The sequence below is a fragment of the Ruegeria sp. AN6 genome (genome assembly GCF_056540425.1).
Genome location: NZ_JBQFWR010000007.1, coordinates 63484 through 75061, shown reverse-complemented (window position 1 = coordinate 75061; position 11578 = coordinate 63484). Strand labels below are relative to the sequence as shown.

Annotated in this window: 11 protein-coding genes; 7 read left to right on the top strand and 4 right to left on the bottom strand. The window is 57.6% G+C overall.

All coding sequences use genetic code 11. The features are described from left to right. The first annotated feature begins 31 nt into the window (after positions 1-31). From ACR0MQ_RS12670 to upp, 5 genes are read left to right on the top strand one after another with little or no spacing between them, the layout of a single operon-like run. A complete protein-coding gene (locus tag ACR0MQ_RS12670) occupies positions 32-424 on the top strand; it encodes a cytidine deaminase (RefSeq protein ID WP_170770102.1) in 393 nt (130 codons plus the stop codon). A 4-nt stretch (positions 425-428) separates the two neighbouring features. Continuing rightward, on the top strand, positions 429-1736 hold the full coding sequence (locus tag ACR0MQ_RS12665) for a thymidine phosphorylase (protein ID WP_480608568.1): 1308 nt from the start codon (positions 429-431) through the stop codon (positions 1734-1736). Continuing rightward, entirely contained in the window at positions 1733-2944 is a 1212-nt protein-coding gene (locus tag ACR0MQ_RS12660) for a phosphopentomutase (protein ID WP_480608566.1), read from the top strand. The genes ACR0MQ_RS12665 and ACR0MQ_RS12660 overlap by 4 nt, the downstream gene beginning before the upstream one ends. Further along, positions 2941-3927 carry an adenosine deaminase gene (locus tag ACR0MQ_RS12655; RefSeq protein WP_170770108.1) on the top strand — a complete coding sequence of 329 codons (987 nt, stop codon included), beginning with the start codon at positions 2941-2943 and terminating at the stop codon, positions 3925-3927. The genes ACR0MQ_RS12660 and ACR0MQ_RS12655 overlap by 4 nt, the downstream gene beginning before the upstream one ends. After that, the gene (upp, locus tag ACR0MQ_RS12650; protein ID WP_480608564.1) at positions 3924-4556 is read left to right on the top strand and encodes a uracil phosphoribosyltransferase; all 633 of its coding nucleotides are present in this window, start codon (positions 3924-3926) and stop codon (positions 4554-4556) included. The genes ACR0MQ_RS12655 and upp overlap by 4 nt, the downstream gene beginning before the upstream one ends. A gap of 3 nt (positions 4557-4559) precedes the next feature. Here the strand turns inward: upp and ACR0MQ_RS12645 are convergent, their stop codons facing one another. Beyond that, positions 4560-5573, bottom strand: a complete 1014-nt coding sequence (locus ACR0MQ_RS12645; RefSeq protein WP_170770110.1) for a hypothetical protein — start codon at positions 5571-5573, stop codon at positions 4560-4562. 148 nt (positions 5574-5721) lie between these two features. Between ACR0MQ_RS12645 and ACR0MQ_RS12640 the strand changes: the two genes are divergently transcribed. Together ACR0MQ_RS12640 and ACR0MQ_RS12635 are read left to right on the top strand one after the other, a co-directional pair. Beyond that, positions 5722-6666 carry a DMT family transporter gene (locus ACR0MQ_RS12640; RefSeq protein WP_170770111.1) on the top strand — a complete coding sequence of 315 codons (945 nt, stop codon included), beginning with the start codon at positions 5722-5724 and terminating at the stop codon, positions 6664-6666. A 215-nt stretch (positions 6667-6881) separates the two neighbouring features. After that, a complete protein-coding gene (locus ACR0MQ_RS12635; protein WP_480608562.1) occupies positions 6882-7640 on the top strand; it encodes a Hint domain-containing protein in 759 nt (252 codons plus the stop codon). Between the two features lie 44 nt (positions 7641-7684). Here ACR0MQ_RS12635 and ACR0MQ_RS12630 read toward each other — a convergent pair whose 3' ends face one another. Genes ACR0MQ_RS12630 through ACR0MQ_RS12620 form a run of 3 tightly spaced genes read right to left on the bottom strand, consistent with a single transcriptional unit; the run spans position 7685 to position 11578 of the window. Further along, complete coding sequence (locus ACR0MQ_RS12630; RefSeq protein ID WP_480608560.1) at positions 7685-9886, bottom strand: 3-hydroxyacyl-CoA dehydrogenase NAD-binding domain-containing protein; 2202 nt, start codon at positions 9884-9886, stop codon at positions 7685-7687. Beyond that, positions 9879-10367: a cupin domain-containing protein gene (locus ACR0MQ_RS12625; RefSeq protein ID WP_010438885.1), complete on the bottom strand. Its 489-nt coding sequence runs from the start codon at positions 10365-10367 to the stop codon at positions 9879-9881. The genes ACR0MQ_RS12630 and ACR0MQ_RS12625 overlap by 8 nt, the downstream gene beginning before the upstream one ends. Continuing rightward, entirely contained in the window at positions 10367-11578 is a 1212-nt protein-coding gene (locus ACR0MQ_RS12620; RefSeq protein ID WP_170770114.1) for an acetyl-CoA C-acetyltransferase, read from the bottom strand. Before ACR0MQ_RS12620 ends, ACR0MQ_RS12625 begins: the two co-directional genes overlap by 1 nt.

Sequence of the window (11578 nt, the reverse complement as noted above, 5' to 3'; positions counted from 1 at the left end):
CTGACCAAGTGATCAAAAATTGGGAATCGTCATGTCTTTGAAAGATGCTGCTTTGGCTGTTCGTGAAAATGCGCACGCGCCTTATTCGAATTTCAAGGTCGGGGCGGCGATCCGGGCAGGTTCAGGCACGATTTACATCGGCTGCAATGTCGAAAACGTAGCCTACCCGGAAGGCACCTGCGCCGAGGCCGGGGCGATTGCCGCGATGATCGCCGCAGGTGACAAAGAACTGACCGAAGTTTACGTGGTTGCCAGCAGTCCGCATCCGGTGCCACCCTGCGGCGGATGCCGTCAGAAACTGGCTGAATTCGGAAAAGGCGATGTGGTGGTCACTATGGCGACTGCCGATGGTCTGGAAACCAAAACCACAATAGCTGATCTGTTGCCGGGTGCATTTGGTGCCGCGCATATGAGGGACACCTGATCAGATGGATGCGCGTTCGATTATCGCCAAGCTTCGCCGTAACGAGATACCGACATCAGCCGAATTGCATTGGTTCGCACAGGGGCTGGCTGATGGTGGCGTAAGTGACGCGCAGGCGGGAGCCTTTGCCATGGCGGTCTGCATGGGTGGGCTGGGGGCTCAGGGCAGGGCTGATTTGACGGTTGCCATGCGTGACAGCGGTGAGGTGCTGAATTGGGATGTTGATGGCCCGGTGATCGACAAACACTCGACTGGTGGAGTCGGGGATTGCGTCAGCCTGGTTCTCGCCCCGGCCCTGGCCGAATGCGGGGCCTATGTACCAATGATCTCGGGCCGGGGGTTGGGCCACACCGGCGGCACTTTGGACAAACTCGAAGCAATCCCCGGCGTGACAACGCAGATCGGCCAGACAAGACTGGCGCAGATACTGAATGAGACCGGCGCTGCGATTGTCGGCGCTACGGGGCAGATCGCACCGGCGGATAAACGGCTATATGCGATCCGTGATGTGACGGCGACGGTGGAAAGTCTTGATCTGATCACTGCGTCGATCCTGTCAAAGAAGCTGGCCGCCAGCCCGGATGCGCTGGTGCTGGATGTCAAGGTGGGCAGCGGGGCGTTCATGAAGACGCTGGATGAGGCGCGCAAGCTTGCTCGGGCGCTGACCGAAACGGCAAATACCGCGGGGTGCCGGACCTCAGCGGTGATCACCGACATGAATCAACCGCTTGCTCCAGCACTTGGCAACGCGCTGGAAGTTGCCGAAGTGATGAAGGTCATGACCAGCGGGCAAACCTCACCCTTGGCCGAAATTTCTGCTGAACTGGGTGGCGTGTTGATGGCAGATGCGGGTATGTGCGCATCGGCGGAAGAGGGCCGGGCGCGGATCGCAGAAGTAATACGTGACGGGCGCGCCGCTGAACGGTTTGGCCGCATGATGGCCGCTGTCGGAGGACCTGTGCACTTCGTCGATACCTGGGCGCGATTCCTGCCCGAAGCAAACGTGATCCAAGAGGTGCCTGCGCCCCGCGATGGCTACATCTCTGCGATAGATGGTGAGGCACTAGGACTGGCGGTGGTTGCCCTGGGTGGTGGACGCCAGGTTGAGAGTGATGAGATCGACCCGGCGGTTGGATTGTCGAATATCTTGCGGTTGGGTCAGCACGTTCAGAAGGGCGCGCCATTGGCCGTGGTCCACGCAGCCCGAGAAGATGCAGCGCGACTTGCGTCCGAGGCGGTATTGAATGCCGTAACGCTTGGCGATGCGCCAGTAGAACAACCTCCGCATGTACACGAAAGGATCAGCGCATGAGCCGCGCTTTCCTTGTTGTTATGGATTCGGTTGGTATCGGCGGCGCGCCAGATGCCAATCAGTTCTACAACGGCACCACGCCCGATACGGGTGCAAACACGGTGGCTCATATTGCGCAGGTCTGTGCCAAAGGGCGCGCAGAAGAAGGACGCTCCGGCCCATTGCATTTACCAAATCTCGACGCTCTAGGACTGGGCGCTGCAACGCGACTGGCCTCAAATGATGTGACGCCGGGGTTAGAAGCCAAACCAGCAGGTCTCTGGGGATGCGCGCGAGAGTATTCGCCGGGCAAGGACACGCCCTCTGGCCATTGGGAATTGGCAGGCGTTCCCGTGCCGTGGGACTGGCACTATTTCCCGGATACGACACCTGCCTTTCCCGCCGAGCTGAGCCGGGCTGCGGCGCAGGCTGCAGGTACCGAGGGCATTCTGGGCGATTGCCACGCTTCTGGCACGGCGATCATCGCTGAATTGGGGGCTGAGCATATGCGAACCGGCTGGCCGATCTGCTATACATCTGCCGACAGTGTGTTCCAGATTGCCGCACATGAGGAGAGCTTTGGCCTCGACCGTTTGCTGGATTTGTGCAAGGTGCTTGCGCCGCAGCTTCACGAAATGAAAGTTGGCCGTGTGATAGCTCGGCCATTCATCGGAACACCGGAAACTGGATTTACCCGCACCACCAACCGCAAGGATTTTGCCATCGTACCCCCAAGCCCGGTGCTGACAAACTGGGCGCAGGACGCGGGTCGGCACGTGTATGCAGTTGGCAAGATCGGCGACATCTTCTCGATGCAGGGGATCGATACGTTGCGCAAAGGTTCGGATGCCGAATTGATGGCCCACCTTTCTGATCTGGTGGATGAGGCCGAAGACGGCAGCCTGACATTTGCCAACTTCGTCGAGTTCGACAGCATCTATGGCCACCGTAGGGATATCAGCGGCTATGCCCGAGCGTTGGAGTGGTTTGACCGCGAGGTCGGGGTCATCCTGCAAAAACTGCGCCCGGGTGACCTGATGCTGCTGACCGCCGATCACGGCAATGATCCCAGCTGGATCGGAACCGATCACACGCGCGAACAAGTGCCGGTATTGATTGCCGGACATGGCACAGGTGAAATCGGCCGGATCAACTTTGCCGATGTCGCTGCCAGTATCGCGTATCACCTGAATATCCCGGCGCAAGGACCGGGGCGGAGTTTTCTATGACAGCGGCTGACCAACCCAAGATCGAACTTCACCTGCATCACGAAGGTGCAGCGCCACCCGCCTTTATTCGTCAGTTGGCCCATGAAAAGCGCGTGGATCTGAGCGGGATCTTCAAGCCAGATGGTTCGTATGATTTTCGCGACTTTGCACATTTCCTCAGTGTCTACGAGGCTGCCTGCGAGGTTCTGAAATCGCCAGAGGATTTTCGCCGATTGACGTTGGCCATTCTCGAAGAGAGCGCAGCCAACGGGGTGGTGTATTCTGAAACTTTCCTTAGCCCCGATTTTTGCGGCGGAGGAGATTTGCATGCATGGAAGGACTATTTGACCGCGATCCAGGATGCCGCTGATGAGGCCGAGCGCAAATTCGGGGTTACGCTGCGCGGTGTCGTGACCTGTGTGCGCCATTTCGGACCCGAGCAAGCCAAGCGCAGTGCACATTGTGCGGCCGAAACTGCTGGTAACTGGATCACCGGATTTGGCATGGGCGGCAATGAATCTGTGGGAACTCAGGGTGAATTCAAATGGTCCTTTGAGTGCGCGCGCGAGGCAGGGCTGCAGTTGACCACACATGCCGGCGAATTTGGCGGCCCCGAAAGCGTTCGGGATGCAATTCGCGATCTGGGGGTCGAGCGTGTGGGCCATGGCGTCCGGGCGATCGAAGACCCGGACCTTGTGCATGAATTGATCGACCGGGATATCACATTGGAAGTGTGTCCGGGCTCGAACGTGGTTCTTGGTCTATTCCCCGATTTCGCATCGCATCCCATTGCGAAGCTGCGCGATTCAGGTGTCAATGTCACCGTATCTACTGATGATCCGCCGTTTTTCCATACCACGATGCGGCGCGAATATGAGATGTTGGGTGCAGCATTCGGCTGGAAGGCCGAGGATTTTGCAGCCCTTAATTTAACGGCCCTTAATGCGGCCTTTTGTGATGAAGAGACCCGCACGCGGGTCAAGAAAAGACTGGAGACATCATGAGCGATCACCTGACCGTCGTCGACCACCCGCTGGTGCAGCATAAACTGACGCTCATGCGGGACAAGGGCACCTCGACCGCCGTGTTCCGGCAGTTGTTGCGCGAGATCACGTTGCTGTTGGCCTATGAGGTCACCCGCGAGATGCCGCTGACGACGCGCCACATCGAAACCCCGATGGAAGAGATGGACGCACCCATATTGGCGGGCAAGAAGCTTGCGTTGGTTTCGATCCTGAGGGCCGGAAACGGGATGCTGGACGGGGTGTTGGAGCTGATCCCCTCGGCGCGGGTCGGCTTTGTGGGTCTCTATCGCGATGAAGAGACGCTCAAACCTGTACAGTATTATTTCAAAGCCCCCGAAGGTCTGAAGGACCGTCTTGTCATTGCGGTTGATCCGATGCTGGCAACTGGCAACAGCTCGGCCGCGGCCATCGATCTGCTGAAAAAGCAGGGGGCCGCAGATATCCGTTTCCTTTGTCTTTTGGCTGCGCCCGAAGGCGTGGCACGCATGAAAGAGGCACATCCGGATGTCAAAATCGTGACCGCGGCGCTGGATCGTGAGTTGAACTCCAAGGGCTACATCATGCCGGGCCTGGGCGATGCCGGGGATCGGATGTTCGGCACCAAATAGGCGCTATTGCCCGCAGATATTCTGCAGCCGTACCCAATCGCGGTCCGGCAATACCTGTTCCAAAGTTCGACCTGCCATGGGGTCCGCCTCGATCAACCCGAGAACGGACTCGCCTGTGATGTCAACAGCATAAGCGTATGGTGTTGAGGGAAGTGCGGCCTGAGCGAACATTGCCAGCAGATCATCATCACTAATCTGTGTTTGACGTTCAGCCAGGATTTCTTCGGTGTAGGTATCGACGATTTCAGTGGTCAACTCGCCAGTCGTCAACAGCCGAAAAGCCGTTGTCGGACCAGTGCGGTCCAGCAGATCGTCCAAGGGTGTGTGTTGTGCGGCGCGAGCGCGCGCGGCGATGACATACCCCGCGGCAACGGCGGGGTCTTCATGATCCTCCACCAGCGCGCGATTCAGCAGTACAGTCCCCCCCGGCAGGCTTAGGCTGTTGGACAAACCTGCGGGCAGAATCACGATCTGTCGAACACCAGTTCGTTTTGCAAGCCGGTCCAATGAGTCCTGCGCTTCGGGTGAATTGCATGCCTTGCCTGATACCCTTTCAATGCGCTGCAGGATCGTATCTCCGATCTCTTGCTGTTTGATCTCTGGCACGACTGAAACGACATGACGCTGCAAAGCGCCGGGCAACCACAGCAAAAGAACTGCCACAACGGCCAGCGCCACCCCCGCAACGCTGAGCCAGCGCAGACGACCGGGGTGCGGTCTGGCGCGGTCGATAGCACGTTGCAGACGATCGATGGCCTCGATCATCGTGGTTTCCGTTTCTGCAAGCTCCAGCGTTTCGCCAGGATCGCCGTCGGGACAATAGATGGCGGGATACGCACCCGGGTTTTGACGCTCTAACGCAGCCAAAGACCAATGCGTGAGCGCGCTGTCATTGAAATCCGAGATCGTCAGAGTGGCTTCGCCAATCGAAACCACAACCTCACGCCGCTGTTCATCGGGCGAAGGGCGCCACAAACCGGTGGCTTCGATCCGCTGGTACTGTTTGAGTGCGGTCATCGGTTAATGCTGCTCGAGTATTATTTTGCGCTAAGCTTAGCATGGCAAAAACCAGTGGCGCAAACCTGTTGCGTCAGGTTTGTGAAATGTGCTGATTGTAGCGGGTAGTTTTCTGGCCAGCACTGGCTAATCAAGCGCAGAGGCGGGAATGCAGTTACAACAACAATCCCATTCGATGCTGGCGTCTTTACTGATGGTCGCCTCGATGGCCATTATCGGCGTCATCGATAACTTTGTGATCCGGGTCGCCGAAAGCATTGGGCTATGGCAGTTTCATCTAAGCCGCGCGACGTTGATGTTACCCCTGATTGCGCTTCTTTCGGTTCTTGGCTTGGGCGGTTTGAAACCGCGCCGGTACGGCATCGTCGCGGTGCGTAGCGTATTGATAACCATGGCGATGCTTTTTTATTTTACAGCTCTGGCTCTGATGCCGATTGCGCAGGCGTTGGCAGGGCTGTTTACCTCACCGATTTTTGTGCTGCTGATTTCCGCGCTTTTTCTGAAGCAGCATATCGGCCCCTGGCGGATCGTGGCCGTTCTTTTGGGCTTTGCCGGAATACTCAGTGTTTTGCAGCCTGCCCCCAATTCATTTGATCTCAAGACGCTGATCCCAGTAGCTGGAGGTTTTTTCTATGCTCTCAGCGCCGTTGTAACCCGCACGCATTGCCGTGATGAAAGCACCGTCGCCCTGCTGGCCGCGATGGTGGTGACTCTGGGATTGGCTGGGTTGATTGGTCTGATATGGCTGGCTGTATTTCCGATTGATGTGCCCGAAGGCCCAGAGGGGTTTGCCATGCGCGGTTGGGTCTGGCCGATACATGAAGCCCTGCCTTGGGTGGTGATGCAGGCGATCGGGTCTACGATCGCCGTTTTCATGCTGATAAAAGCTTACCAATTAGGAGAGCCTTCCTACGTCGCCGTATTCGAGTATTCGGTCATGATATTCGGACCCCTCTTTGCATGGATTGCCTTTGGACAATCGGTAGGAGTGATGCAGATCGTCGGTATTGGCATGATCGCAACTGCAGGAATTTTATTGGCATGGAGAGAGAAGCGCGCTGCCGGAAAGCTGCCCAAAGCTCTGCCAAATTGAGAGCGTGTGTAGATAAAATAAAATTACTTGCATATCGCCTATAGTTTCCTTGTGTCGTGCAAAGCGATCTTTGCTGCCAACATTGTTCCGGTTGATCACATGAAATATGGCCAAAAGGTCCTTGTTTCGCCGCAATTGTGGCAAAACTTAGCCAGCTCGTGGCACATTAGCATAGTCAATCTGGACTATGTCGAAGTGCCAAGAGGGGGGCGCAAGTGTTAGAGTTAGTGAGTGTTTCGGGGTATTCGAAACGTGAGGGTCAAGGCCCGCAACCTGTTCAAGAGTCAGCCGTTTCAGTGCGCCGCGGTGGATTGCTGCATGGGACCAGGGTTGCAACAACCAGTGGCTGGAAGCCGGTTGAAAATCTGATTTCTGGCGAACTGGTGCGAACGCTGGATCACGGGTTTAGAGAATTGCGCCGTGTCTGCGCCGATAGCGTTGTGGTTCCAGGTGGGGAACGCAGGCCAGAGTATCTGCCGGTACTTGTCCCGGCTCGCGCCGCGTATAATGGGCGGCCGGTCTGGCTGATGCCAGAGCAGGGAATGGCGCTGGATCAGACTAAACTGGATCTGGGAATTGAGGGGCTCTCAATTGTTCCTGCGCGTATGCTAAGCGGTGTTGGCAATCTCAGATCAAATACTCCGGCGCAAACCTTTGATGTGACGTCGTTGTATTTTGATCAGGATGAAATTGTCTTTATCGAGGGGGGATTCCAAGCCTACTGTCCTGCGGGAGGTATGGGACCGGTCTGCACATACGAAGTTGCCGACCAAGAAGATGCTGATCTGTTGATCGAAGCGGTGGCCATGAAAGGCGACATATCGGTTTTTGCAAACCCATTGGGTGCGCTGCCTGCGCCCATCCCGCAGGAACCAATATTCCCTATTCGCCCCCCCAAGGGCATGCGTCGGCCAGGGCGGCCAGGGCGGCCTAATGCCCCGATCTTGTTTCTGCGATCGGACTGGCGCATCTGAACGTAATCTGCTGGCGCAAAACAGGTTGCGCCAGCAGTTCAATATCAGGCAGCTTTGGCCGCTGGGTTGAAGCGACCATAGAAACTCTGACCTTTCTCGGCCATTTCGCGCAGGAGCGGCGGGCACGCAAAACGCTCGCCATAGGCCTCGGTCAGTTGGTCGCAACGCTCAGCCGCATAGGGCGTGCCGATGATGTCCAGCCAACTGAGTGGACCACCGGACCAAGGGGCAAAACCCCATCCAAGGATCGCACCCACGTCGCCTTCGCGGATGTCTTCCAGAACACCTTCTTCCAACGCGCGAACCGCTTCCAAAACCTGCGCGAACATCAGGCGTTCCTGCACTTCGATCAGGTCGGGTTGTTCGGCAGCCAGCGGGTATTTGTCCTGCAAACCCTTCCAGTATTCGACGCGCTTACCCTTGTCGTCATAGTCGAAGAATCCGGCATTGGCCTTGCGGCCTAGACGCCCCTGTTCCTCCATCCAGAAGATCAGATCGTCCGAGGGGCTATCAGAATAGGCATCGCCCATCGCTGCTTTCGTGGCCCGTGCGATCTTGGCCCCGAGATCGATTGAGGTTTCGTCCGTCAACTGGATCGGTCCTACCGGGAAACCCAACTGCCGCGCGGCATTATCTATCAAGATCGGACTGACGCCCTCGGTGATCATCCGAGCACCCTCGTTGATATAGGGGATGATGCAGCGGTTGGCGTAGAAGAAGCGTGCGTCGTTGACCACGATCGGCGTTTTGCGGATCTGACGCACGTAATCCAGTGCTTTTGCCACTGCCCGATCGCCAGTTTCCTTGCCCTTGATGATCTCAACCAGGAACATCTTCTCAACTGGTGAGAAGAAGTGGATGCCGATGAACTGCTCAGGCCGCACACTCGCCTTGGCCAGATCGGTGATCGGCAGAGTCGAGGTATTCGAGGCAAAGATGCAATCCTCAGGGATGATCGCTTCGACCTTCTTGGTCATCTCGGCCTTGACGCCCGGGTCTTCGAACACGGCTTCGATGATCAGATCGCAGCCTTTGAGATTCTCTAGATCGGGGGTCGCGGTGATCTGGCCCAGCATGGCCTCTTTCTTCTCAGCCGTAACCTTGCCGCGCTTGATGCCCTTGTCCAAATAGGCCTCGGAGTAGGCTTTGCCTTTGTCGGCTGCTTCCTGATCACGGTCGATCAGAACAACTTCCATGCCCGCTTGAGCCGAGACCAGAGCAATGCCTGCGCCCATCATGCCAGCACCCAGAACGCCGACCTTCTTGACCCTCTGATCGGGCACATCCTTGGGCCGTACAGCGCCTTTTTCCAGCGCTTCCTTGTTCAGGAACAGCGACCGGATCATCGCCGACGAGGACGGGTTCATCAGGACGTTTGTAAACCAACGCGCCTCAATCTTCAGGGCGGTGTCAAAGTCAACCAAAGCGCCTTCGTAGATTGAACTCAGCAGAGCCTTGGCGGCGGGGAATGCACCTTGGGTCTTGCCGTTCACCATTGCGCTTGCGCCGACGAAGGTCATGAAGCCTGCAGGGTGATAGGGCGCACCGCCGGGCATTTTGTAGCCTTTCGCATCCCATGGTTTGACCAGATCGGCATCCTTGGCGTTCAGAACCCATTCCTTGGCCACGGCAACCGGATCGTCCGCCACGGCGTCGATCAGTTGCGCGCCTTTGGCCTTCTTTGAGTCCATCATCTTGCCTTCCAGCAGCACCGGAGCCGCCGCCATTGCACCAACCATCCGGCTGTAGCGCATGGTGCCGCCGCCGCCGGGGAAAATGCCCAGAAGGATTTCAGGTAAGCCGATTTTAGCTTTGGGATTGCTGGTCATCACGCGGTGATGGCAGGCCAATGCGATCTCGGTCCCGATCCCGGCACAGGTGCCGTTGATAGCGCAAGCCACTGGTTTGCCGCCTTTTTTGGACTTGGGGTCCATGCCCGCCAGCTCCAATCGACGCAGTATGTTGTGGCCGCTCATGACAAAGTCGAACAAAGCCTGAGCCGGCTCGTCTCCGGCTTCCTGACGGATCGTGGCGAGGGTGCTCAGATCCATGCCGCCCGCAAACGACCCTTCCTTACCGCTGGTGATAACAATCCCTTTGATCTCATCATCTGCCAGCGCCTGATCGATCAGTTCACCGACCAAAGTGAAAGCCTCGCGGCTCAGGACATTCATGGATTTGCCCGGAACGTCCCAGGTGATGAAGGCAACGCCGTCGGCGTCTTTGCTGAGGGTGAAATCAGTCATTGTCATCTCCAATCTGGTCAGCCGTCAGCGGGCTGCCATCCTTGCGGGTAAAGCGAAAGTCGTCGCCCTCGAACTTCACCATCATGTCTATGTCGCTGTAATAGCCGGTCTCGGTCGGGGTCCGTGTGCCCACCACCAGAAAACTCGCGGGCGCGTCGGTTTTGTTCACAAGGTGATGGCCATTGGCGTCACCTGCAGGCCAGGCGGCGCAGTCACCGGGCAGCATCTCATGCTCTCCATCGTCATCGATCAGCACACATTTGCCGCTGAGCATGATTGCAAACTCGTCCTGCTCCATGTGGTAATGGCGCAGCGAGGACAGCCCGTTCGGTTCCAGCCGTACGATGTTGACCCCAAATTGCGTCAGACCGTTCGCATCGCCCAAGGGTTGGACGTAGCGGTCATCGCCCGCTCTTGCCAGTTTGCCGGGATAGCCCGAACCGTTCCGAAACGGTATTTTGGAAAGATCAATTTTAGGCATCAGACACGCTCGATAATGGTTGCCGCACCCATGCCGGACGCGATGCAGAGTGTGGCCAGACCGGTTTCCTTGTCCTGACGCTCCAACTCATCCAGCAGGGTTCCGATGATCATCGCACCAGTCGCGCCCAGCGGGTGACCCATCGCGATCGATCCGCCGTTCACGTTGACCAGAGAGGGATCGACATCAAACGCCTGCTGGAACCGCAGCACGACCGAGGCAAAGGCCTCGTTCACTTCGAACAGGTCCAAATCGCCGATCTTCATGCCGTTGTCGGCCAGAATCTTCTCGGTCACAGGAACCGGGCCGGTCAGCATGATCGTCGGGTCGGTACCGATTTTTGCGGTCGCCTTGATGCGCGCGCGCGGCTTCAGGCCGTACTTCTCGCCGAACTCCTTGTTGCCGATCAGTACAGCCGCCGCTCCATCCACGATGCCCGAACTGTTACCGGCGTGGTGGATGTGATTGATGCGCTCAAGATGCGGGTACTTGATCATCGCAACCTTGTCGAAGCCCGGCATTTGCTCGCCCATCATCTGGAAGGATGGGTTCAGCGCGCCGAGGCTCTGCATATCTGTGCCGGGGCGCATGTATTCGTCGCGGTCCAGAATGGTCAGGCCGTTCTGATCCTTGATCGAGATCACCGACTTATCAAAGCGGTTGTCTTCCCAGGCCGCAGCAGCGCGTTTCTGAGACTCAACGGCCAGCGCATCCGCATCGTCGCGGCTGAACCCATATTCGGTCGCGATGATGTCGGCCGAGATACCTTGCGGCACAAAATAGGTTTCCATCGCCAAAGACGGGTCAACGGCAATCGCCGCACCATCGCTGCCCATGGCCACCCGGCCCATCATCTCGACACCGCCTGCGATATAGGCTTCACCTGCGCCGCCTTTGACCTGGTTTGCGGCCAAGTTCACGGCCTCCATGCCCGAGGCACAGAAACGGTTGATCGCCAGGCCGGGGATCGATTCATCCAGATCCGAAGCCAGAACTGCTGAGCGTGCCAGACAGCCGCCTTGCTCCATCACCTGCGTGACGTTGCCCCAGATCACATCCTCGACGGCGTGACCTTCCAGATTATTGCGCTCTTTCATTGCGTTCAGGGTCAGGGCCGACAGACGCACCGAGGTTACCTCGTGCAGGCTGCCATCCTTGCGGCCCTTGCCGCGCGGAGTACGCAGGGCGTCATAGATATAGGCTTCGGTCAT

Excerpts from the sequence above, each read along its gene's own strand:
- ACR0MQ_RS12620 (WP_170770114.1), bottom strand. The coding sequence starts at position 11,578 with ATGACCGAAGCCTATATCTATGACGCCCTGCGTACTCCGCGCGGCAAG.
- upp (WP_480608564.1), top strand. The coding sequence starts at position 3,924 with ATGAGCGATCACCTGACCGTCGTCGACCACCCGCTGGTGCAGCATAAA.
- ACR0MQ_RS12670 (WP_170770102.1), top strand. The coding sequence starts at position 32 with ATGTCTTTGAAAGATGCTGCTTTGGCTGTTCGTGAAAATGCGCACGCG.
- ACR0MQ_RS12630 (WP_480608560.1), bottom strand. The coding sequence starts at position 9,886 with ATGACTGATTTCACCCTCAGCAAAGACGCCGACGGCGTTGCCTTCATC.
- ACR0MQ_RS12655 (WP_170770108.1), top strand. The coding sequence starts at position 2,941 with ATGACAGCGGCTGACCAACCCAAGATCGAACTTCACCTGCATCACGAA.
- ACR0MQ_RS12645 (WP_170770110.1), bottom strand. The coding sequence starts at position 5,573 with ATGACCGCACTCAAACAGTACCAGCGGATCGAAGCCACCGGTTTGTGG.
- ACR0MQ_RS12660 (WP_480608566.1), top strand. The coding sequence starts at position 1,733 with ATGAGCCGCGCTTTCCTTGTTGTTATGGATTCGGTTGGTATCGGCGGC.
- ACR0MQ_RS12640 (WP_170770111.1), top strand. The coding sequence starts at position 5,722 with ATGCAGTTACAACAACAATCCCATTCGATGCTGGCGTCTTTACTGATG.
- ACR0MQ_RS12665 (WP_480608568.1), top strand. The coding sequence starts at position 429 with ATGGATGCGCGTTCGATTATCGCCAAGCTTCGCCGTAACGAGATACCG.
- ACR0MQ_RS12625 (WP_010438885.1), bottom strand. The coding sequence starts at position 10,367 with ATGCCTAAAATTGATCTTTCCAAAATACCGTTTCGGAACGGTTCGGGC.